The organism is Ruegeria sp. P8 (genome assembly GCF_056534665.1).
Genome location: NZ_JBQERC010000013.1, coordinates 25,771 through 49,087, shown reverse-complemented (window position 1 = coordinate 49,087; position 23,317 = coordinate 25,771). Strand labels below are relative to the sequence as shown.

General features: G+C 55.9%; 17 protein-coding genes. 10 read left to right on the top strand and 7 right to left on the bottom strand.

Annotated elements, in window-relative coordinates; genetic code table 11:
- Positions 1-103 precede the first annotated feature (103 nt).
- Both ACR0BZ_RS14695 and ACR0BZ_RS14690 read right to left on the bottom strand, forming a co-directional pair.
- A complete protein-coding gene (locus ACR0BZ_RS14695; protein ID WP_480488705.1) occupies positions 104-1,261 on the bottom strand; it encodes an aromatic ring-hydroxylating oxygenase subunit alpha in 1,158 nt (385 codons plus the stop codon).
- 103 nt (positions 1,262-1,364) lie between these two features.
- On the bottom strand, positions 1,365-2,270 hold the full coding sequence (locus ACR0BZ_RS14690) for a LysR substrate-binding domain-containing protein (RefSeq protein ID WP_480488703.1): 906 nt from the start codon (positions 2,268-2,270) through the stop codon (positions 1,365-1,367).
- A gap of 140 nt (positions 2,271-2,410) precedes the next feature.
- Here ACR0BZ_RS14690 and ACR0BZ_RS14685 point away from each other — a divergent pair, with 140 nt between their 5' ends.
- A complete protein-coding gene (locus tag ACR0BZ_RS14685) occupies positions 2,411-3,355 on the top strand; it encodes a PDR/VanB family oxidoreductase (RefSeq protein WP_480920591.1) in 945 nt (314 codons plus the stop codon).
- Positions 3,356-3,772: 417 nt separating this feature from the next.
- Positions 3,773-5,599 carry a BCCT family transporter gene (locus tag ACR0BZ_RS14680; RefSeq protein WP_480484328.1) on the top strand — a complete coding sequence of 609 codons (1,827 nt, stop codon included), beginning with the start codon at positions 3,773-3,775 and terminating at the stop codon, positions 5,597-5,599.
- Between the two features lie 197 nt (positions 5,600-5,796).
- Here the strand turns inward: ACR0BZ_RS14680 and ACR0BZ_RS14675 are convergent, their stop codons facing one another.
- From ACR0BZ_RS14675 to ACR0BZ_RS14660, 4 genes are all read right to left on the bottom strand, one after another.
- Positions 5,797-6,588 carry an FAD binding domain-containing protein gene (locus tag ACR0BZ_RS14675; protein ID WP_480484329.1) on the bottom strand — a complete coding sequence of 264 codons (792 nt, stop codon included), beginning with the start codon at positions 6,586-6,588 and terminating at the stop codon, positions 5,797-5,799.
- A gap of 95 nt (positions 6,589-6,683) precedes the next feature.
- Positions 6,684-9,044: a xanthine dehydrogenase family protein molybdopterin-binding subunit gene (locus ACR0BZ_RS14670; protein WP_480920590.1), complete on the bottom strand. Its 2,361-nt coding sequence runs from the start codon at positions 9,042-9,044 to the stop codon at positions 6,684-6,686.
- A gap of 80 nt (positions 9,045-9,124) precedes the next feature.
- A complete protein-coding gene (locus ACR0BZ_RS14665) occupies positions 9,125-9,607 on the bottom strand; it encodes a (2Fe-2S)-binding protein (protein WP_480920589.1) in 483 nt (160 codons plus the stop codon).
- A 28-nt stretch (positions 9,608-9,635) separates the two neighbouring features.
- Positions 9,636-10,184 (bottom strand): SRPBCC family protein, encoded by a 549-nt coding sequence (locus ACR0BZ_RS14660; protein ID WP_267367516.1) that lies wholly within the window; start codon positions 10,182-10,184, stop codon positions 9,636-9,638.
- Positions 10,185-10,364: 180 nt separating this feature from the next.
- Here ACR0BZ_RS14660 and ACR0BZ_RS14655 point away from each other — a divergent pair, with 180 nt between their 5' ends.
- Genes ACR0BZ_RS14655 through ACR0BZ_RS14645 form a run of 3 tightly spaced genes read left to right on the top strand, consistent with a single transcriptional unit; the run spans position 10,365 to position 14,477 of the window.
- Positions 10,365-11,045 (top strand): response regulator, encoded by a 681-nt coding sequence (locus ACR0BZ_RS14655; protein WP_480484332.1) that lies wholly within the window; start codon positions 10,365-10,367, stop codon positions 11,043-11,045.
- A 45-nt stretch (positions 11,046-11,090) separates the two neighbouring features.
- Positions 11,091-12,260, top strand: a complete 1,170-nt coding sequence (locus ACR0BZ_RS14650) for an FIST N-terminal domain-containing protein (RefSeq protein ID WP_480920588.1) — start codon at positions 11,091-11,093, stop codon at positions 12,258-12,260.
- Between the two features lie 3 nt (positions 12,261-12,263).
- The gene (locus tag ACR0BZ_RS14645; protein WP_480920587.1) at positions 12,264-14,477 is read left to right on the top strand and encodes a hybrid sensor histidine kinase/response regulator; all 2,214 of its coding nucleotides are present in this window, start codon (positions 12,264-12,266) and stop codon (positions 14,475-14,477) included.
- Between the two features lie 24 nt (positions 14,478-14,501).
- Here the strand turns inward: ACR0BZ_RS14645 and ACR0BZ_RS14640 are convergent, their stop codons facing one another.
- A complete protein-coding gene (locus ACR0BZ_RS14640; protein WP_480920586.1) occupies positions 14,502-15,446 on the bottom strand; it encodes a LysR family transcriptional regulator in 945 nt (314 codons plus the stop codon).
- Between the two features lie 129 nt (positions 15,447-15,575).
- Between ACR0BZ_RS14640 and ACR0BZ_RS14635 the strand changes: the two genes are divergently transcribed.
- From ACR0BZ_RS14635 to ACR0BZ_RS14615, 5 genes are all read left to right on the top strand, one after another.
- Positions 15,576-16,583, top strand: a complete 1,008-nt coding sequence (locus tag ACR0BZ_RS14635) for a TAXI family TRAP transporter solute-binding subunit (RefSeq protein ID WP_480774227.1) — start codon at positions 15,576-15,578, stop codon at positions 16,581-16,583.
- 80 nt (positions 16,584-16,663) lie between these two features.
- Positions 16,664-18,877, top strand: a complete 2,214-nt coding sequence (locus tag ACR0BZ_RS14630; RefSeq protein ID WP_480774228.1) for a TRAP transporter permease — start codon at positions 16,664-16,666, stop codon at positions 18,875-18,877.
- Position 18,878: 1 nt separating this feature from the next.
- A complete protein-coding gene (locus ACR0BZ_RS14625) occupies positions 18,879-20,117 on the top strand; it encodes an NAD(P)/FAD-dependent oxidoreductase (RefSeq protein ID WP_480920585.1) in 1,239 nt (412 codons plus the stop codon).
- Between the two features lie 38 nt (positions 20,118-20,155).
- Positions 20,156-20,896: an aspartate/glutamate racemase family protein gene (locus tag ACR0BZ_RS14620; RefSeq protein WP_480484339.1), complete on the top strand. Its 741-nt coding sequence runs from the start codon at positions 20,156-20,158 to the stop codon at positions 20,894-20,896.
- Between the two features lie 135 nt (positions 20,897-21,031).
- A complete protein-coding gene (locus ACR0BZ_RS14615; protein WP_480774230.1) occupies positions 21,032-23,212 on the top strand; it encodes a Tex family protein in 2,181 nt (726 codons plus the stop codon).
- Positions 23,213-23,317: the final 105 nt, after the last annotated feature.

The following is a 23,317-nucleotide window of genomic DNA, read 5'->3' as shown; positions in this document are numbered from 1 at the left end:
CCACTAGGAGACAAAAGACGCAACGCCGTCCCGTCTGCTGTTGTTACAACCGATCCGCGATCTGGTCAGAAGGGCCTGACCAGATCAACATTTTCAGGATTGCTTACACTTCAGCGCGGGCTTTTTCGATTTGCGTGGCCACCCAATGATGAAAACAATGGGTCGGGCCGTCCATCGCGGGCGAGAAACGGCCGCCATCGAATTTCACGCCGTGACGGCCTTTCTGCATGCCTTCAACCACAAAGACGTCTTCCTCGAACACCGTTTTCCACAGTTGCGCATTCTTGGCGCGCAGTGCCTCGTGTTCTGGCGCGTCTTCCGGTTTTTTGGCGTAGTAGAGCTCAATCCGTTCGTTCGAACGCTCATGCGTGATCGGATCGATGAGGAAGGCAAAGCCGTGGTCACGCTGAACACCCAGCAGGGTATTCGGGTAAACGACGATATATTCCGCGCCGTCATTCCACTGCTCACTCAGATTCTCGAAATCATCCAGCTTTTCGCCATCGTGACCCTCGAACTGGCGGTAGACATAGGTGCCCTGACCCGAATATTTGCCCAGTTCGTTGATGTTGTAGTGGTCTTCCAGACGCGAATAGCTGTTCAGGCCGGGATGAACCCAGGGCAGGTGATAGCTTTCGCAGTAGTTCTCAACAGCCAGTTTCCAGTTCGAGTTCAACTCAAGATAAACCGATGCGCCAGCGCCACCGTGATACATCGGTTGATCGAATTCTTTCCAGCGTTCCATCAACTCGCCATGGACATCTTCGAATTCCGGCGCGTCGCCGCTGACATTGACAAAGACAACATCCCGCCAGACATAAGAGCGGATACGGATAAGGCCCAACTCGGCGAAGTCCAGATCCTCATGGGTGTTCTGCCCAGGGCCACCGACATGAGGGGCAGTCCGCAATTCACCATTCAGGCCGTAGCACCAGCTGTGATAGGGGCAGCGGATCGCGCCGCGGATTTTTTGCGGCTTGTCGACCAAAATCATGCCGCGATGACGACAGGTGTTCTGGAACACGCCGATCTGACCGTCGCGATCACGAACCATCAACAGCGGCACACCGAGGAAATCGATCGGATATGCATCTCCCGCCTCGGGAATGTCTTTGCCAAAGCCGATGCCGGACCAGTTCGCAAACAAGACCGCATCCCGTTCTTCGGCAAAAACTGCGGGATCAATATAATGCTCGTTCGGCAGACCCTTTGCGGTGTTTACCGGTGTCAGAACAGACGAAAGCGGTGCGTGCTTGTTCATCGGCCACTCCTGAGTGATTTTGAATGAGTTTATCGCTGCATCCATTGGCGGCTGAGGCCGTCCACGTTCAATACTAAAAAACCTAATGGCAAATTGAGGCAGGCTAAACCGAACCTTCAGACAGTTCGTTGAGCAACCAATTCTTGAGAGCCAGCGCCCCTTCCGAAAGCTGATCGTCCGGGCGACCGACAAGATAGAAGTTGTCCGGGGCGGGCAGGCTGAATTCCTCCAGCGCGACGAGTTTCCCCGAAGCCAGCATGGGCTGGACCAGACGTTTCCATCCCAGCGCAAGGCCCGCCCCTTTACGCGCCACCTGAAGGGCAAGCGCATAGCTGTTCACCCGCGATTCCACGGGAACAACTCCAGAAAATCCGAGGTCGTGGAACCAGGATGACCAGGTCGTCCAGGTGCTGTCCTGAGTTTCGAGATGGATCAGCCGCCGCTGCACGAGGTCTTCAAGGCTGGCCCCTTTAAGGTCCGCGGCCATCTGGGGGCTGCAAACGGGTGTCAGGATATCGCGATATAGTTTCGTGTGCGTGAGTTGCGCGTTGGCGTCCCGGCCATAGCGGATGAACAGGTCGATATCCGGCCGGTCCGTGAAGGCCTTGTCCTGCGCCATCTGGTTCACTTTCACGTGCGGAAAATCCTGCCAGAACCGGATGACAGATGGCGACAGCCAAAGTGCGGCGACTGCAGTGGTTGATCCAACGGTTACGTGGTTCTCGGAATCATTGCTGCGAATCTTTTCAAGTGCCTTTGAAATCTGCCGGAACGAAGTGCCGAGTGCCTCAAACAGGTCTTGCCCATCCTCGGTCAGTTCCACGCCGCGGTGCTTTCGGACAAAAAGGGCCGCGCCCAGCTCGCTTTCCAGCGCCTTAATCTGATGACTGACGGCACCAGGCGTCACGGAAAGCTCGCTTGCGGCTTCCTTGAAACTGAGATGCCGAGCGGCGGCTTCAAAGGCCGATAGTGTCGTAAGTGGAGGAAGGTTGTAGTGGCGTCGAGACATGGAGGTTTGTTGGCTTTTGAACTCTGGGTGAGCTCAATTCACCCGAATGTTAGAAATTTTGCAATTGAAATCTATCTTTTTTCCTGTTGTTTGCTGAAAGACGCAGAATGTACGCCACGTGAGACCGAACAGGACAAGTGATGGATACTCAAGTTGCCCGCCTTGTGCGAAAAACACCACTCAGTCCCGACACCTCTGATTTCTGCTTCGAGATCGAAAGCGGGCGCTTCACCAGCCTCGAGCCCGGGGCGCATGTGGACATCCATCTTGAAGACGGTCTGATACGGCAATACTCGCTGTGGAGCTGGAGCCAGGATGGACGCCTGATCAACGTGGCCGTCAAACGCGAAGACGAAGGGCGAGGCGGGTCACTGGCGATGCATGACCTGCAAGAGGGCGCGACCGTGGAAATTGGCGGTCCCCGCAACCATTTCAAACTCGAAAGCCATGATCGGCACGTCACTTTGATCGCTGGCGGTATCGGGGCCACACCATTGGTTGCAATGGCACGTGAGTTGCTGAACCGAGGGCAGGATTTTCGTGTCTACTATCTTGTTCGTTCGAAAGAATACGCGGCGATGGATGCGCAATTCCGGGCGCTTGGACTGGATGAATGGTATCATTTGCATTGTGATAACACAGACGGGGTATTCGATCTGAGATCGGTCATGCAATCGATGCCGATGGGCGCAGACGTTTATACCTGCGGCCCGGAACCGATGCTGAATGCGGTACTGGAAGCAGGTGCCTTGCTGCGTGGCGGCGCGATACACTTTGAACGGTTCGCCGCCGCGTCGGACATTGAACATGCCCCGAACGCCGATTTCCAGATCGAGATCCAGTCGACCGGCGCGGTCTATCCCGTTGGCAAGGACCAATCTATTCTGGAGGTTTTGCAGGCCAATGGTGTGCAGGTTGATTTCGGCTGCTCCGAAGGGCTTTGCGGAACCTGTATCGTTGATGTCGTGTCCGGCGAAGTTGATCATCGCGACGGTATACTTACTCCGCAAGAGCAGGAAACGCATGAGTTCCTGTGCACATGCGTTTCGCGGGCAAAGTCCGACATACTGGTTCTGAAACTGTAAATGGAGTTACAATCACGCCCTCCATCTGTTGTCGCTAACATGTTATAAGTGCCATCAAGATGGTCGTTTCGAGTCGCATAAGGGTCGGATTCTCGGGCGAGCAGCCCCAACCTCCGATATAGGTTTTTTCGAATTGCAGGGCGCAACCACTTCTTGCGAAGCTGCAAGCAGGTTCAACGGCAAACTGATAGGTCACTAAGGACAAACAGATTTTGCAGGCGGCAAAAATCCGGGAGGAAAAGAGCGGTAGGAGATGCCACTTGAGCGTGTGGACTTGCCGCAAATCTCAGTTGATCTGAACACTACCCACTCACTGTTTGGTGCATTGTGCATGTTTGTTCACGCCGTCCGGCACTGTGCACCCCAAGCAGAAATCAAAAGAACAAGAAACGGCGAACACACGGAGGAAAACGCAATATGTCGATACCCGATCCATTCACGGACGTTGAGATAAAGACGGCGGATGCCGGTTTTTATGAAAACTACAGCGTCCCAATTGCCCTGATCAGCAAGGCCATCATGGTTGCGCTGGTTTTGTGGGCACTAGTATTCCCTGCAAATGCAAACGGCACGCTTGGCAGCCTGAACGGGCGGCTGCTCGAGCTTTTCAACAGCTTCTACATTGTCATTGTCGGGTTGTTCCTCGTTTTTCTGGCCGTTGTCGCCGCTATTCCGTCCACGGGTCGCCGTGTGATGGGAACACCCGGTGAAAAGCCCGAGTTTTCGAACTTCTCATGGTTCTCCATGATGTTCGGCGCCGGCCTGGGTGTTGGTCTGATGGTTTTTGCAACCGCAGAACCGTTGGGGCTGTGGGGTTCGAACCCCGAAATCGTATCCGAGGCGGTCGTTGGAAATACACCCGAAGCACTGCAGTCGGCTTACCGCTATACCTTCTTGCACTACGGGTTTCACGCTTGGGCCATCTATGTGGTGACCGGTTTGTCGCTGGCATATTACGCTTATACCCGCGACATGCCTCTCACCATCCGTTCGGCGCTGACGCCTCTGTTTGGCCGCTTCGTCAATGGTTTCTTCGGCCATGTGGTTGACGTACTTGGCGTTGTTGCAACGATCCTCGGTGTTTCCGTCACCATCGGCTATGGTGTCAGCCAGTTCATCGACGGGCTTTATGCCATCACCGGTATGGAGTGGGTCATGGATCTGGGTGGTGAAGTTCCAACCCCCAGCAAAGTGGGTCTGATCACCGGTCTGGTCGTCATCATGTGCCTGTCGATTATTTCGGCCGTATCAGGCGTTGGTCGTGGTGTTAAATACCTGTCGAACCTGAACCTCGTATTGTCGATCATCCTGTTGGGCACGTTTGTTGTTTTCGGCTCGTTCGTCTTTGCTATGACCACTTATGGCACTGCAATGGTCGACTATATCCTGCATATCCTGTCGCTCAGCTTTAACGCCTATGGTCCACTGTCAGTTGAAGCCTTCGCTGCGGCTTTGCCTGCCGAAGCACAAGCCCATGCCAATGATCTGATGGGCGGAGCTACCAATGCGTGGGGCAGCTTTGACGGTTTCAAGAGTGGCCTGGAAGGGGCAGCAGCAGAGTTGGATGAAGCAACCCTGGCAGCCGTTTATGCGGCGGGTGAGCAGGGGCGTCAGTTCGGCTGGCAGTCGGGTTGGACCACGTTCTACTGGGCCTGGTGGATCGCGTTCTCGCCCTTCGTGGGCCTGTTCCTCGCGCGCATATCGAAAGGACGCTCTGTCCGCGAGTTCATCGTAGGCTGTGTGTTCGCCCCGGCTTTGGTGTGCTTTGCATGGATGACTGTTCTGGGAGGAACTGCGATTGATCTGGAACTGGCAGGCGCCGCAGAAGGTGCAATCATCGGTGCATCGAACACCAACAAGCTGTTCGTGACACTATCTTACATGATTGACGGTGGTCTGCTGTCAATGCTGAACGTGATGTGCGTGATCCTGATCATGACATTCCTCGTCACGTCGGCAGACTCGGGCATTCTGGTGATGAACACCATCATGTCGGGTGGCAGCCAGGAGACGGGCATCAAGCACCGCATCATCTGGGGTGTCATCCTGACGGCTGTGATCGGCGCGCTGATCCTCGCAGCCGGTGAAAACAACCCGATGGATGCGCTGCGAAACGCGATGATCATCGGTGCATTGCCCTTTACTGCTGTGATGGGTCTGATGTGTATTGCTCTGGCCAAAGCTTTGTTCCGCGACAGCCAGCGTGACAAACACGCCGCTACAGGTGCACAAGCCGCCGAATAAAGCGAAAGCTTAGTTTATGACTTGATCAGGCCGCCCGGAAATGGGCGGCCTGATTTCATTTTGCGCAGACACTGGCCACGACCCTCAAACAACGGAAAAGTGCTGGCCAGCCCGACCTTGGTGAGACACCCAAACCATATCTCAACGAAAAAGCCCCGGTAAAAACCGGGACTTTTGAGCATCTTGTCGTGAAATGCCTACATGCAGGCTTCAACGGCGCGTTTGGTCATGACCGACACAAGATGCGCCCGGTATTCCTTGCTGCCATGTAAATCAGCGATCATGTTGGCGGGGTTAATCCGAAGGTCCATCAAGGCGTCCGGGCGAAACTCCTTGTTCAGCGCCTGCTCGGCTTCGCTCCAACGGAAGACGCCATCCTCACTTGCCCCGGTCACCGCCACGCGCACGCCGTCCGTGAAACGGGCCAAATATACCCCAACAAGTGCAAACCGCGATGCTGGTTGCAGGAATTTTTGATAGCTTGCCGCCTGCGGAACCGGAAAGCGGATCGAGGTGATGATCTCTCCTTCATCCAGGGCTGTGGTGAACATGCCTTGAAAAAAGTCATCTGCCGCAATTTGACGCGCGTTGGTCACCACGGTTGCGCCCGATCCCAGCACACCCGCCGGATAACAGGCAGCCGGGTCATTGTTCGCAACCGAACCACCGATGGTTCCACGATTGCGCACTGCCGGGTCGCCAATTTGTCCAGCCAATGCCGCCAGCGCGGGATAAGATCCTGCAGCGTCGCGAGCAACGACAGCGTGAGGTGTTGCACCCCCAACAGAGACTGAGCCGTCATCATCAACGCAGACGCCTTGCATCTCGGCAATGCCGCTCACCGACACCAGTTTGGACGGTGCCGCCAACCGTTGCTTCAATGTCGGGATCAGCGTTTGCCCGCCTCCCAACGCCTGCGCATCCTCTGCTGCCAATGCTGCAACCGCGTCAGCAATGGTCGAGGGCTTCTCAAACTCGAAATTGTACATTTCGTTCTTCCTTTCCGAAAGGCGCTGATCCGCCCTTCATCTGGCTATAAATATCCCGGGGAGCGCGAGGGGCTGGCCCCTCGCACCCCAACCTCTCAACCATGCATCGCCGTCCAAACGCGTGACGGGCTCATCGGCATGTCGATATGATCAACAGCCCTTCCACCCGAGTTCAACGCATCCAGCACCGCGTTGACCACCGCTGGCGGCGAGCCGATCGCTCCGGCCTCGCCGCAACCCTTCACGCCCAGCGGATTGTGCGTACAGGGCGTCTGGCTGGAATGATCCACGCCGTAGAACGGGACATCATCGGCGCGTGGCATCGCGTAATCCATGAAGGACGCGCTCAGCAGTTGGCCGTTCTCATCATAGGCACAGTTCTCCAGCAAGGCCTGACCGATGCCCTGGCCGATACCGCCATGCACTTGTCCGTCAACGATCATTGGATTGACGATATTGCCAAAGTCATCCGCAGCCGTGAACTTCTCGATACTGACCTGACCTGTGTCTGGATCAACCTCGACCTCACAGGCATAAGCCCCTGCCGGGAAAGTAAAGTTGGCCGGGTCATAGAACGCGGTTTCCTCCAGTCCTGGTTCAACTTCCAGCGGATAGTTGTGCGGTACATAAGCCGTGAGGGTCACATCCCCCCAAGCTACAGACTTGTCGGTCCCCGCAACGCTGAACTGACCGTCCTTAAGTTCGATATCCGCCTCGGACGCTTCCAGCAAATGGGCTGCGATCTTTTTGGCCTTGTCGATCACCTTTTCGGTGGCCTTGACCATAGCCGAGCCGCAAACCGCCAGCGAGCGTGAGCCATAGGTGCCCATGCCAAACGGGATCTTCGAGGTATCCCCGTGCACAATCTCGACCATCGACTCATCGATACCGATCATGTCGGCCACGACCTGCGGGAAGGCTGTTTCATGGCCTTGCCCGTGGCTGTGTGCGCCAACCATCACGCTGATCGAACCGGTGGCGTTCACCCGGACAGTTGCCGCATCATAAAGACCCGCCCGGGCCCCCAACATGCCAACGATATTCGAGGGTGCGATGCCGCAGGCCTCGATATAGCAGTTGACACCCAGACCCCGCAGCTTGCCGTTTGCCTCGCTTTTTGCACGACGTGCGGCAAAGCCTGCCAGATCGGCAGCCGCCTCAAGCTTGTCCATTGTCCCGTTATAATCCCCGGTGTCGTAAGTCAGCGCCACCGGCGTGTCATAGGGGAACTGCGTGACAAAGTTCTGGCGACGCAGGGCGATTGGATCGACACCCAACTCGCGCGCGGCCTTGTCTATAACGCGCTCCAGCTGGAAGGTTGCTTCGGGTCGACCAGCACCGCGATAGGCATCCACGGGCACCGTATTTGTAAACATCGCCTTCACATTCACCTGAATGACCGGGGTCTTATAGTTGCCAGCCATCAGCGTCCCGTGCAGCCATGTCGGAACCGAGCTGGAGAAAGTCGACAGATAAGCGCCCAGATTGGCATAGGTGTTGGTCCGCAGGCCGATGAAGTTGTTATCCGCATCCAGAGCCAGCTCAATCGTGCTGACATGGTCACGACCCTGCGCATCCGACATGAACGCCTCGGACCGGCTGGCGGTCCATTTGACGGGGCGGTTGCAGGCCTTGGCGGCAAAGGTGCAGAACGCTTCTTCTGCGTAATGGAAAATCTTGGTGCCAAAACCACCGCCCACATCCGGGGCTACGACGCGGACTTTATGTTCCGGCAGACCCAGAACGAACGCGCACATCAACAAGCGGATGACATGCGGGTTCTGCGAAGTGGTGTAGAGCGAATATTCATCCGTGCCCCGGCTGTACTCGGCCACAGCCACGCGCGGCTCCATCGGGTTGGCGACCAGCCGGTTGTTCACCAGATCCAAAGTGGTGACATGTGCCGCATTGGCAAAGACGTCGTTCACCTTGGCGTCGTCGGCCTCACCCAGCTGCCAGTCATAGCAGATGTTGTTTTTCAGATCGTCATGAACCAGCGTCGCGCCCTCCTGCGCGGCGGATTTCATGTCGATCACGGCGGGCAGTTCCTCGATATCTAGATCAATAGCCTCGGCCGCGTCACGGGCCTGTTCCAGGCTGTCAGCCACCACGGCAGCGATCGGATCACCCACGTGGCGCACCTTGCCCTGTGCCAGAATTGGGTGTGGTGGTTCCTGCATCGGCGCGCCGTGCTTGTCGGTCACTTCCCACCCACAGGGCATTCCGCCCACGCCTTCAAAGTCTTTGCCGGTGAATACTCTGACCACACCGGGCATACCTTCGGCGGTTGATGTATCTACAGAATTGATCCGACCATGCGCGATGTCGGACCGCAGGAAATATACGTAAGCCTGACCACGTACGTTGATGTCGTCGGTATAGTTGCCTGCTCCGGTCAGAAAGCGGACGTCCTCGCGCCGCTTGGAACTGGCTCCGATGCCACTGTCTTTGGGCATTGCTTGTTCTCCTCCCATAAACGGATGCTGCTGCACCCTTCACTTTTCCCACGGGCGCAACGTTTACGCCCGCAGCGGCATCATTCCGCAGCGATACTGCCGACGTCCTGGCCTGAGGCGGCCATGATCGCCTTGACGATATTGTGGTAGCCTGTGCAGCGGCACAGGTTGCCTTCCAGATATTTCCGTATTTCGACCTCAGATGGGCGTGGGTTGTCTTTCAGCAGCGCTGCGGCGCTCATCACCATACCCGGAGTACAGAACCCGCATTGAAGGCCGTGATGATCCTGAAAGGCTTGCTGGATCACGTTCAGCGAACCGTCCGCATTTGCCTGACCTTCGATGGTGCCAACATCAGCACCGTCGGCTTCGACCGCCAGCATATTGCACGACTTCACGGCCTGACCATTCACATGTACAACGCAGGCGCCGCACTGGGCCGTATCACAGCCGACATGCGTGCCCGTCAATGACAGTTGCTCGCGCAGAAAGCCGGACAGTAACGTCCGGCCCTCAACCTCGCCGCTAACGGCCTTGCCGTTCACGGTCATGGAAATTTTCATGACTTTCTCCTCCCTGAGTTCTAACGGTTCAACCGCCCAATACGCGCTTGAACCAACCTTTTTTTGCTTCGCCGCCTTCACCCTCGGCAGAAGGTTCAGCTTGAACCTGATCCGAGGTTTCCGGATCAGGTGTTTTTTCGGGTTCGACCGCGTTCTGAAAATTTTCAAAGAACCGGTCGGCCATTTTTCTGGCGACGCCATCGATGACCCGGCTGCCCAGCTGGGCCAGCTTGCCACCGACACGTGCGTCGACGGTATAGGTCAGCAGAGTACCTTCGGGCACATCAGACAAACTGACATCGGCCGCACCCTTGGCAAAACCCGCAGCCCCACCCTTACCTTCACCCGAGAGCTTCACGCTTTCAAGCGTTACGATATCAGAAAGGGTAACGGCCCCTTTGAAGGTCGCTTTTACGGGGCCGACTTTCTGCACCACCGTTGCTTCGAACCCATCATCGACCGAGCCGGTCATTTCCTGACATCCCGGAACGCATTCTTTCAGAACCTCAGCCGACAGAAGCGCGTCCCAGACCTTGGATCGCGGCGCGGCAATGACGCGGCTGTCACTAAGCTCCATTTCTCTTCTCCAGGTGTTTTTTCTTACGCTACGTGGTGTTTTTCGCCCTGCCTATTAGACCTTGGGTGTAGGTGTCGCCGAGCCGATCTTATGTACGACTTTGGGCCAGTAGGCGCAGATTACTTTCGTTGTTAGGATTGGGTAAGCTGGGGACAACCTGATTGAAAAAGGCAATACCAAATGCTTGCTGACTCCGTTGTAAGGTCTGGCTTCGAGAAAGTGCTGATCGTCGATGACCACCCCCTGTTTTGCGACGCGCTGTCGATGACCTTGCAAAGCGTGGCGCAGATCGGCGAAATCCATACCGCAGACCGATTGGAAGGCGCGATGGAACTTCTGTCAGGGGGGCTGAAACCGGACGCGGTCATGCTGGACCTCAACCTGCCGGATGTGGAAGGGCTGGACGGCCTTGTCCGTCTGAAGGCTGCTGCGAATGCCCCGGTTATTGTGGTGTCCTCGATGACGGATAATCGCGTTGTCAGTCAGGTGATTCAGGCGGGCGCATCGGGTTATGTGCCCAAGCATAGCCAACGCGATGTGTTTCGCCTGGCATTCGAGACAGTGCATTCCGGCAAAGTTTTCGTGCCCGAAGGGTGCGTTCTGATCAATGTCGAAGAGGATGAACACGCCGACGCGGTCAATCGGCTTGCGACGCTGACAAATCAGCAGGCCCGCATTCTGCAACTGATCTGTGAGGGCAAGCTGAACAAACAGATTGCCTATGACCTGTCCATTGCGGAACCCACGGTCAAAGCGCATGTCACGGCAATCATGCGGAAACTGGGTGTGCAAAGCCGGACGCAAGCCGTTCTGATTGCAAAGAAAGCGTCGTTTGCCAGCGTCTTGCAAGACCAAGGCTAAGCGTCATACTCTCACCACATCGTCGCGCTTTAGGGAGGAGGCTCGATGGACCAAGCAGTCGGGTGGGCGACAGCCCGGACCGGTGCAACAGGCATCGTCAAAACGGCTTTCGTGCGTTACGACACCGGGCAGGCGCTTGGGGTGCTCGTACGTCAACTCGGGGCTGAACCGCTTGCGCTGGTGATACTTTTTGTCAGTCCAAACGCGGACGCGGCTGCGGTCATTACCAAAGCCGAGCAGGTGTTTGCGCCTACTCCGGTGGTTGGCTGTACCACCGCCGGAGAACTTGCGGATAGCGGTTATTGCGAGGATCAGATCGTCGCGATTGGCCTGCCACAGTCCCATTTCGACACGCGTACGGTCCTGGTTTCCGATCTGAACGATTTTGAGGCGGAAAGCATCATCAATGAGATGATCCACAACCGAAACGACATGATGGTCACGGCGCCCGACTGGAACCATGAGTTTACTTTCCTGATGATCGACGGATTGTCGACCAAAGAGGATGCGTTGACCTCCGAGTTGGCCGTCGGTTTGGGGCCGGTGCCATTGTTTGGCGGATCGGCCGGTGATGGAACCCGGTTCGGGCGTACCTATGTGCTGCATCAGGGCAAGGCGCTGAGCAATGCTGCCATACTGACTCAGGTTCGTACGCGGTGCCCGATCAAGGTGTTCAAAACCGATCATCTGGTACCAACGAACCGGCGCATGGTGGTGACCAAGGCGGACCCGGCAAAACGCATCGTTCAGGAAATCAACGCTGAGCCCGCCGCTCGTGAATACGCCCGTATCCTTGGCAAGGATCCGGAACAACTGACGACATTCACATTTGCGGCGCACCCCGTTGTTGTGCAGATTGGCGGGCAGCATCACGTCCGCGCCATTCAGCAGGTGGCGGGCAACGGGGACCTCGTCTTTTTCTCGGCCATTGATGAAGGGCTTGTGCTGACGCTGGCCGAACCAAGGGACATGGTCGAGCATCTTGAGGAAGAAATCGGCCTTCTGACCGAGAAACGGCAACCCGACACCATTCTGGGTTGCGACTGCATTCTCCGCCGACTGGAAGCGCAGGAAAAGCAAAAGACCCGCGAAATCTCGGACATTCTGGCCCGCAATCACGTTGTCGGATTTTCAACCTACGGAGAGCAGTACAATTCCATCCACGTGAACCAAACTCTGACGGGTGTTGCTATATATCCACCCGAGAAAGAGTAACGCATGATCGAGCATCTTACAGACCCGTCGGACTCGGTTGACCGCCAGAACGAGAAACTTCGCAAGATCGCTGAAGCGCTGATGCGCCGGGTAGAAGAATCCACCGATGCGTCAGGCGCAGCTTATGCACAGTTTCAGCGCGCGGCCGTGCTTGAACAAGAGGTCCGCGCCCGGACGAATGATCTGGAACGTGCCCTTGAGTTGCTGAACGATTCCAATGCCAGATTGGCACAGGCGAACAAGGACACCGAAGCCGCACGCGCTGACCTGGCCAATGCAATCGAAACGGTGCAGGAGGGGTTCGCCCTTTTCAATCGCGACGAAAAACTGGTGCTGTGCAACAGCCGTTTTGGTCTGCATATGCCTGACATTCAGGAGCGGCTGAGCCCGGGGCTGAGCTTTGCCGAATATGTTGAATTGGTCAGCCGATCAGGGTTCCTGTCCCTGCCTGAAACAATGACACCGACAGACTGGGCCAAAAGCCGTTTGGACCGGCATACGGACGATCATGTGGTGTTCAATGTCCGGCTTGTTGGCAATCGGTGGTCGCAAGTGTCCGAGCACCGCACACCAGATGGCGGGACTGTTATTCTGCAAACCGATGTGACTGATATCATGCGGATCGAACGGCAGGAACGTGACCGGATTCTGGATGACAAGGCCAGGCTGATCCGCGCGACGCTGGAACATATTGAACAGGGCGTTTGTATTTTTGACAACAAACACCGTCTGATCGGTTGGAACAACCGCGCCAGCGAGTTGCTGGCCATTCCGATCGCACAGTTTCAGATGGGGACCCGGTTTGAATCGCTGTCCAATCGCCTTGGCACGAACATCAAGTTCCAGAAGGGGGTAACGGAAGCCGATCTGCTGGATTGGGTGACGCGGCAAACTTATCGCCGTCCTCTGCAATTTCAGATGCACCGCGGAAGGTCAAAAATTCTTTCGGTGTTTGCGCAGGAGATGCCGGACCGGGGCTTTGTGATATCCTTCACCGATGTAACCGCAGAACGAAAGTCCGCTCAGGCCTTATACGAAGCCAAAGAGCTGTTGGAACAACGCGTAACATCTCGCACAATGGAACTGGCTGACGCGTTGAACGAGGCCGAGCGTGCAAATGCATCCAAGTCGCGATTCGTGGCAGCTGCCAGCCACGATCTGTTGCAACCTCTTTCTGCGGCAAAGCTTTATGTTGCATCGCTGGGCAGCGGCCTGGATAAAGACGACGCAAAGACCGTTGCAGGCAAGGCTGAAAGTGCGCTGAACAGCGTTGAACACATTCTGGAAGCGCTGCTGGATATCTCGAAGCTGGATTCAGGACGGGCCACCGCGCATTTGTCGACCATATCAGTGAGCACGCTGTTTTCGCAGATGGAAGACGCATTTCGCCCGGTGGCGCAGGCAAAAGGGCTTGAGCTGTCATTTGTTGACACGAACGCGCGTGTGACCAGCGACGCCAGCTATTTGCGTCGGATTTTGCAGAACCTGCTGTCGAACGCGATCAGGTATACCGAGACCGGAAAGGTTCTGGTCGGTGTGCGGCGTCGCAAAGGCGCAATTGCCTTGCAAGTCTGGGATACAGGTATCGGTATCGCGTCAGACCAAAGAGACATCGTCTTTCAGGAATTTCAGCGCCTGCATTCTGATGCCAGCGCCGCAGAGGGTATGGGATTGGGCCTTGCAATCGTGGAGCGCGCCTGTGGGCTGTTGCAACATCCAATCCAGCTGTATTCCGAAGTAGGCAAAGGCACTGGATTCTCAGTCGAAGTGCCGTTGGCGCGGGAAGAGCAGACCACATCTAGCAGCGCCCCTGCGGCCCACGATCCGGGCTCCAAGGTACTTGGTAACACGGTCGTATTGTTGATTGAGAATGATGAAAACCTTCGTAGTGCACTGACCATGACCATCGAATCCTGGGGGGTCGAGGTTTTGGAGAGCGAAAGCGAAGACGAAGCAATCAATCTTCTTCGTGAAATTGACATTTTGCCCGATGCAATAGTTGCCGATTTTCAGTTGAACCACGATAGAACCGGTGTCGACGCCATACATGCCCTGACGAACGAATTTGGACCTCTGCCCGGCTGCGTTATTTCGGCCAACCGATCACCTGAACTGGCCAGGCGCTGCAAGCGCGCCAATCTGCCTTTGCTCTACAAACCGCTTGATGCGCAACTTTTGCGGTCAACGCTGGAGTCATCGATTGAACAACGCAACTGAGCAGCACTGGAAACGTGTATGTTTTCAGGCGATTTCTGTCTGTGGGTTGGCACCTGTTCGATGTAGCATCGACAAAACCTCTGCCTTCCAGCCGGCTTTGATCTGCAACGCTAGCTGGGACGGAGGCCGGTGGTTCGGTGACAGGATCGCATATTCATACCTCAACGGTTCACTGAAGGGCAAAAACACGACACGGTCGTTTGAAATGTTCAACTCCCGCTCGGTAACGACTGTCAACGGATCGACAATCGTGCAGCATTGGCCCGATCCGACAAAGGGGATAAGCGGCAGAAAATATTGGCAGGTCACGGTTGGTGTGTAATTCGCCGAGACCATCTGAAACGCTTGTCGCACTTTTTCCTGAAACGGATGCGTGTCATGCAGCCCGCCCATTGGAACTCCGTCAAGATCGGATATCGTAATGGCGCTTTCTTTCGCCAGAGGGTTGTCTCTGTCCAGCGCGCAAAAACAGTCGCCGCTTATGATCTCGGCTGAGAACTGTGGTTGCTTACCTGTCGGATGCTCAAAATCCGCAAACCCGAAATCGATGTTCTGAGTACCCGCCAGTTCCATAATCTGCGGAGAGCTGCGGGTTGAAAGTGTAATTTGTATATCGGGGTTTCCACCAACTGAACGGCTGATGAAATTCGGAAAGGCAAAAGTGGAAGGGCCTGGCATCGCTGCAATATTCAAACTACCGGAACTCCCTTTAAGAAGTCCGTGCATCGTATTGGAAATCGTAGATAATCTGTCCAGAATACCGGTGGTTTCTGACAATAGGTAGTGCGCTTCCGGTACTGGAATCAAACGGCGCCCTCTTCGTTCGAACAGGATCAGCCCCAAACTTTTTTCTAGGTTCTTGAGCGCAAGGCTGATGGCCGGCTGTGTCCGGTTCAGCTTTTTTGCGGTTTGAGAGATAGAGCCGCTTTCCATCACCTCACGAAAAACAGTCAATTGAGTAAGGTTCATTCCACATCCATAAGCCAAACTTCAGTTTAGTTAAATATAACAAATTTGTATTTATGGTAAATCTCCATAGGCTGATTGGATCAGAGTTCGGACAAACCGAATCCAATGATCCAAAACTGGGAGTTTACGATGAGACTGATGAAATGCCTGACAGGTCTGGCTTTGGCAGGCGCTATGGCCGCGCCTGCACTTGCACAGGACCCAACTTTTTTCCGTATTGGCACCGGTGGTGCAGGCGGCACTTATTTTCCGATTGGCGGAACTATCGCAAATGGGATCTCGGCCCCTCCGGGCTCGCGCCCCTGCGAAGAGGGTGGTCAGTGCGGCGTACCCGGCCTGATCGCGATTGCACAATCAACAACTGCGTCAGTCTTTAACAACGCGGCAGTGGAGAATGGCGAGCTTGAGGCCGGTCTGGCCGCCGCTGATGTCACCCGTTCGATGTATCTGGGCGAAGGCAAGTTCGAAGGCAAGCCGCATCCCAAGCTGCGCATTGTGGCAAACCTGTTCCCAGAGGATCTGCATCTGGTTCTGCCCGCAGGTCAGACCATTGGTGACCTGAGCGATCTCAAAGGCAAGCGCGTGGGTATCGCACAGGCTGGTTCAGGCACACAGGTGGCCGTGCTGCAGATGTTGGATGCATGGGGCGTAAACCGCGATAACATGGACGAAGCAGAGCTGAACAACAGTCAGAGCGCCGAGCGTCTGGCCGATGGGCAGCTGGACGCGTATTTCTACGCAGCTGGCTGGCCGGTCGCCGCTATGGTGCAGTTGTCATCGACAAAAGGCATGAACCTGCACTCGTTCAGTGACGAAGACCTTGCCAAGATTAACGAGATCATTCCGGCCTATATCCCTTCCGCCATACCGGGCGGTGTGTATGAAGGGATTGACTCCGAAACCAAGACCCCAGCGGTCAGCGCTATGCTGGTTGTGTCGTCGGATCTGTCCGAAGAACTGGTCTATCAGCTGACCAAAGCACTGTGGAACGACAACACCCGAAAACTGCTGGACAACGGTCACGCCAAAGGCAAGCAGATCACAGCTGACACAGCTTTGGACGGGGTCGAAGCACTGGGTGTCCCGCTGCATCCTGGTGCAGAGAAGTTCTATAAAGAAGCAGGCCTTCTGCAGTAATCGAACCTCATTGAAGCCTGTCGTCGGTGCCCCTGTGCGGGGCACCGCACTCTCCTTACACGCGCAATCAGAGGGCCATCATGTCCGAGACCGAAACACGCGATGACCACGACCTGACAGCCGAAGAACTGGCAGCCATCGAAGAACAGTTCGACGAAGGCGCCGCAGTACGTCAGGTTACACCGAACACGGCCAAGGTTCTGCGGGTTGTTGCCCTGTTATTCGCGTCCTATGAATTCTTCACCGCAGGTTTCGGCTTGCCGGCGGACCACTGGCACATGGGCATTTATCTGGCCCTGTTATTCATACTGGTTTACGCGACCATTCCGATTGTCGGGGCCAAAAACCTATATGCGCTCAAAATCAGCAGGTTTCGTATCGGGAACGTCCCGCTTTATGACCTGGTATTCATGGCATTTGGCATCGTTGCGGCGCTTTACGTTGGATTTGCCTGGCGCGGTATTCCCTTTCTCGGGATCGAGGAACAGACTTTTCGTATGGGTAATCCCAACAATTACGATGTCTTTCTTGGCGTGGTTATCATTCTGCTGGTACTTGACATCGCCCGTCGCACGCTGGGTTGGGTGCTGCCGCTGATTATCTGCGTATTCATCTCTTACGCTCTGCTTGGTCCTTATTTTCCCGGTTTGTTGCAGCATCCCGGTGTAAATTTCAAAACCTTCGTGTCGTCGATGTACTTTCCGCAGGAAGGCATCTATGGCGTCACGCTTTGGGTCGTTTCGACCATAGTCTTCCATTTCGTTTTGTTTGGTGTGATCGCGCAGCGCACCGGGTTGGGACAGTTGTTTATCGACAATGCCACCATTCTGGCGGGTCGCTATACAGGTGGCCCGGCCAAGGTGTCGGTCGTTTCATCGGCATTCTTTGGAACGATCTCGGGGTCTTCGGTCGCCAACACGGTTTCAACCGGAGCGCTAACCATCCCGAACATGAAACGCCTGGGTTATCCGGGCCATTTCGCGGGCGGGGTCGAGGCCGCTTCCTCGGCGGGCGGCCAGATCACCCCGCCCATCATGGGAGCCGCGGCCTTTATCATGGCCGAGTTCCTGGAGGTGCCTTACACCACTATTGTCATTGCCGCGATCTTCCCGGCGCTTCTTCACTACGTCGGTGTCTTTGCAGTTGTGCATCTGATGGCGCGCAAGCTGAACCTGAAGGGTCTGACGAAAGAGCAATTACCGCAGCTTAAAGCTGTCTGGGCTGAAGGTTGGGCCAATATCGTGCCCCTGATTGGCCTGCTGGTGGTGCTGTTTACCGGTTACACGCCATTCATGTCGGCCTTCTGCGGCATATCGCTGGCGGTGATCGCGGGTATGTCGCGTATCAAGCAGCCACCAACGCTGATTTACGCGGCGGCGTTTCTGGCCTTTGTGTTGTGGAAATTCTCGGATGGCGGGTTCGACCTGACAATGACCGCGATACTCTGCGCGCTGTCTGTGACAGCCACACTGAACCCACAAAAACGTATCGAAGTACCCGAGATGCTGGCTGCTGTCGAACTGGGCGTAAAATACTCGCTGGCGGTGGGTGCCGCTGCCGCCGCTGTCGGTATTGTTGTGGGTGTGATCAACACCACCGGTATCGGCTTTCGTATCGGATTTATGGTCACGCAAGGGGCGGGCAATCTGGCGACGGATCTTTATAATATGATCTCGTTCGGCAGCTTCCAGCTGTTTGCAATTGAAGACCTGCAACTGTTCATCTCCCTGATCTTCATCGCTGTCGTCTGCATTTTGATGGGGGCGGGTATTCCGACCACCGCGCTTTACATCATGCTGGTTTCTGTCGCGCAGCCCGCGCTGGCCCAGTTGGGTGTTCCGCCCATCGCAAGCCACCTGTTCGTGCTTTACTACGGTGTGGTATCCGAAATTACACCTCCGGTCTGTACCTCGGCTTATGCGGCAGCTGCGATCGCCAACTCAAATCCGTTCCGCACCGGGCTGTCCGCGTTTACGCTCGGGTTGGGCAAGGTGATAGCGCCGATGGCATTCGTCTATGCGCCGGTTTTGTTGTTCGTGTCCTCCACAGGGTTTGATTTTTGGGAATTCACATATACTGCGGCAAGCTGCATAGCGGGGGTCATCGCTCTGTCCGCGGCGGTCGTCGGCTATTGGCTGCAACCGCTCAACGTATTTTCTCGTATTCTGATGGCCTTTGCCGGGATCATCTTCGTGGCACCCACGTTAACGGCTGACCTGATCGCGCTGGCAGTGGCGTCACCCGTGATCGTTGCGCAGTTGATCGCCCGTACCCGAACTCAAGCAACGGCCTGACATGTCTGAACGTGTTACCATAATTGGCGCCGGGATCGTCGGCATCTGCTGCGCGCTGTCATTGCAGGAACGTGGCAAAACCGTGCGGTTGATTGACCGGGGAGAGCCCGGGCAGGAGACCTCATTCGGTAATGCCGGTGTCGTCTCGCCATGGTCAGTGATCCCCCAAGCGGTTCCCGGTATCTGGAAGGCAATCCCCCGGATGCTGCTGGACCCCAAAAGCGCCCTGTCCGTCAGGGCCTCGTTCTGGCCGAGGATGGTCCCTTGGGGCATGAGGTTTTTGAGGGCATCTGATGAACGATCGGTCCGCCGAATCTCGGATGCGATGGAGCTTCTTTGCAGACCGTCGATAGAGTTGTATCGACGTCATTTGCAGAACACTGGTTATGAAGACCTGATTGTCGATTCCAACTACATCCATGCTTTCCGACACCCGAATCAAGCTGACCTGAAGGCGCTGGGATATCTGATCCGACAGGAGAAAGGTGGGCAACTCGAGAGGATCGACGGCCCAGAGTTGCGCCGAATTGAACCCGCTCTATCCGAGGATTTCGAAGCAGCGATCCTTATCAAAGGTCAGGCACGGATTACATCACCCGGTCAGATTGGCGCGGTTCTGGCTGAAAAAGCGCGCCAACAAGGCGCTGAGTTTATTCGGGCCGAAGTTCGAAAACTGAACCGTACCGACGAGGGGCGGTGGCATCTGACAACCCAGACCGATACGCTTCAGGCTGATACAGTCATATTGGCTGCAGGTGTGTGGTCTGCCGAGCTTTTGAAACCTTTGGGTCTGTCTGTGCCGCTGGCTGCTGAACGCGGGTATCATGTTCAGTTCCCCGCACCTTTGGCGAGCCTTCAGAATTCGGTCATGGATGTGGATGCCAAAGTGGTTGCCAGTTCGATGCAGGGCGGGCTGCGTGTGGCAGGCACCGCCGAGTTTGCGCGTGTAGATGCCCCGCCCGATCCACGAAAACAGGCGTTACTGACGCGACAAGCCAAGGCAATGATACCGGATCTGAATACCGCCGACACGCAATTCTGGATGGGGCGCCGCCCATCGTTTCCAGACAGCTTGCCTGCCATCGGGCCGATTGACGGGCATCAGGGATTGTTCAGCGCTTTCGGTCATTCCCACTATGGCCTGATGATGGCGCCTAAAACCGGAGAGCTTGTGGCCGATCTGGTAGCTGGACAGCGTCTGAACATCAGTCTGGACCCATTTGCCTTGTCGCGGTTTTGAAACACGCGAAGCGACTTCTCGAGAAGGATCACAACGTCATGCCGATCTACCCAGGTGGACAGAATATCTGCGGGGCATCCATCGGGGTTTTGTGCCTGGAAAGCTATTTCCCCAAACCTCCGGGCCATATCAAAAACCCATCGAGTCTTCCGTTCCCGGTGCTGTATGAGATGATTGAAGGCGTCACAGTACCAAAGCTGCTGAACAACCCGACACCAGAGTTGCTGGAGCCCTTCATCAAAGGCGCGCAGAGGCTTGAATCCGAAGGTGTGCGGGCCATCACTGGCAGTTGCGGGTTTCTTGCATTGTTCCAGAAAGAGCTGGCCGAAGCCGTGTCCGTGCCCGTTTTTGCCTCAAGCCTGATTCAGGTGCCGCTGGCTTATTACATGACCGGTGCCAGTGCACCGGTAGGAGTGATAACCGCCGATTCCTCGGCGCTGACGCAACGCCATTTCGATGGAGTTGGGGCAGGGGATATCCCCGTAGCTGTGCAGGGTCTTGAGAACACGACCGAGTTCGCCGAAGTCATCCTGCGCAATACGCGCACCCGAATGGATACCGATCTGATTGAGGCTGAAGTTCTGAATGCTGTACGCAAACTGAAACGCGATACACCGGAAATCCGTTCGCTGGTACTGGAATGCACCGATCTACCGCCTTACGCGGCCTCAATTCAGAAGGAATTGAGCCTGCCGGTTTATGATCTGGTGACCTTGGCACATATGGCCCATTCGGTAAGCACGCGTAGCCCGTATCGCGGACTTATGCCGTGGGTTTGATGTGGACACTGCCTGGCGTGCTGACTTGATGAACAGCCAAACTGAAACGGCCTGACTGCGGAGTGAACCAAGGGTCTTCCCCTTGCCGAAACGGCTGGTTAAGAAGTTCTTCCACCGTCGCTTCAGGAGGCACCATTGGACCGTATCGCCCGCACTATCGCCACCGAGATTAAGGCACGTTCCGAGCAGGTCGGTGCCGCGATCAAGCTATTGGACGAAGGTGCAACCGTGCCTTTTGTCGCCCGATACCGGAAAGAAGCAACCGGAGGATTGGACGACACCCAATTGCGCCTGCTGTCTGAGCGGCTGACTTATCTGCGCGAGCTTGAAGCGCGGCGTGAAACCATCCTGAACTCGATCAAGGATCAGGGCAAACTGACCGACGATCTGAGTAAATCCATTGCGCGCGCGGAAACCAAAGCGCAGTTGGAAGACATTTATCTGCCGTATAAGCCAAAACGGCGCACCAAGGCGATGATTGCACGCGAAAATGGGCTTGAACCTTTGGTTGACGCTATTCTGGCGGACCGCAACTGCGACCCTGAAATATTAGCCGCGGCGTACCTCACCGAGGCGGTAACAACGACCCGGGATGCTTTGAACGGTGCGCGGGATATTTTGACCGAGCGGTTGACAGAAAACGCCGCTCTGCTGGGCGAATTGCGCAGTTTCATGCAGCACGAGGCTCTGCTCAGCGCAAAGGTCATAGAAGGCAAGGAAAAGGACGGTACCAAGTTCAGTGACTACTTTGACCATTCCGAATTGTGGGCGGACGTGCCGTCACATCGGGCATTGGCGATGCTGCGGGCATCCAAAGAGGGCATCGTCACGCTGGATATCGCGCCTGAACCGGAGTTTGGTGCCGCGCGGGCCGAGACGATTGTCGCCGCCCATCTACAGACACGTGGCACTGGGCTAGCAGACGTGTGGTTGCGCAAAGTCGCGGGCTGGACTTGGCGGGTGAAACTTTCGCTCTCAATGATGGTCGAACTGATGGCTGATCTGCGCAGCCGGGCGCAGGACGAAGCCATTCAGGTCTTCTCGCGAAACCTCAAGGATCTGCTGTTTGCCGCACCGGCAGGTGCCAAGGCGACCTTGGGCCTGGATCCGGGCATTCGTACGGGCGTAAAGGCTGCTGTTGTTGATGCAACCGGCAAGGTTGTCGCCACCGACACCTTGTACCCGTTTCAGCCGAAGAATGATCTGCGAGGTGCACAGGCCAGTATCCTCAATCTGATATCAGCTCATCGGATCGAACTGATCGCAATCGGGAACGGGACGGCCAGCCGTGAAACCGAAAGATTGGTTGCAGACACTCTTGCACTTCTACCCAAGACGGTGAAAGCACCAACAAAAGTTGTGGTGTCAGAAGCTGGCGCTTCGGTCTATTCCGCATCTGAACTGGCTGCGCGCGAATTTCCGGATCTGGATGTCTCGCTACGTGGAGCGGTCTCGATTGCGCGCCGATTGCAGGACCCTTTGGCCGAGCTGGTTAAAATCGAACCGAAATCCATCGGTGTTGGCCAGTATCAGCATGATGTGGATCAGCATCGCCTGTCACAGTCGCTGGATTCCGCGATCGAGGATGTGGTGAATGCTGTCGGGGTTGATCTGAACACCGCATCTGCCCCTTTGCTGTCACGCGTGTCTGGTCTGGGTCCGGCGCAGGCCGAAGCGATTGTCACCCACCGTGATCTGAATGGGCCCTTCCTATCGCGGAAGGATTTGCTGTCAGTCGCCCGCCTTGGACCACGTGCGTTCGAACAATGCGCCGGTTTCCTGCGCATCAGGGACGGTTCCGAGCCTTTAGATGCGTCTTCAGTGCACCCTGAAGCCTATGACATTGCGCGCCGGGTCGTTGCCGCCTGCGGTCGCGACATCCGAAACATCATGGGCCATGATGGCGCGTTAAAGGGGTTGCGGGCGGAACAATTTGTAACTCAGGATTTCGGCCTGCCGACAGTTCGGGACATCTTTGCCGAACTGGAAAAGCCCGGTCGCGACCCCCGCCCCAGTTTCGTCACCGCATCTTTCACCGATGGCATCGAAGAAATCACCGATCTGAAGCCCGGAATGGTTTTGGAAGGCACAGTCACCAACGTCGCCGCCTTCGGCGCTTTTGTGGATATCGGCGTGCATCAGGATGGGCTGGTTCATGTCAGCCAGCTGGCGGATCGGTTTGTCAAAGATCCGCATGACGTGGTTAAAACCGGGCAGGTGGTTAAAGTACGTGTAGTCGATGTTGATGTCGCGAGAAAGCGCATTGGGTTGACCATGCGAAAACAAGGGGGTGGAGGAAACCGTCGCGGAGGATGAAGTGAACTGTGCTTCTGAACCCGTGTTTGACAGCTTCAGCTTAGTGCCTTGCACGTGTTCCAATCCATGATTACGACTAGGTTGGCAGGAATGAAGGTGATGTTG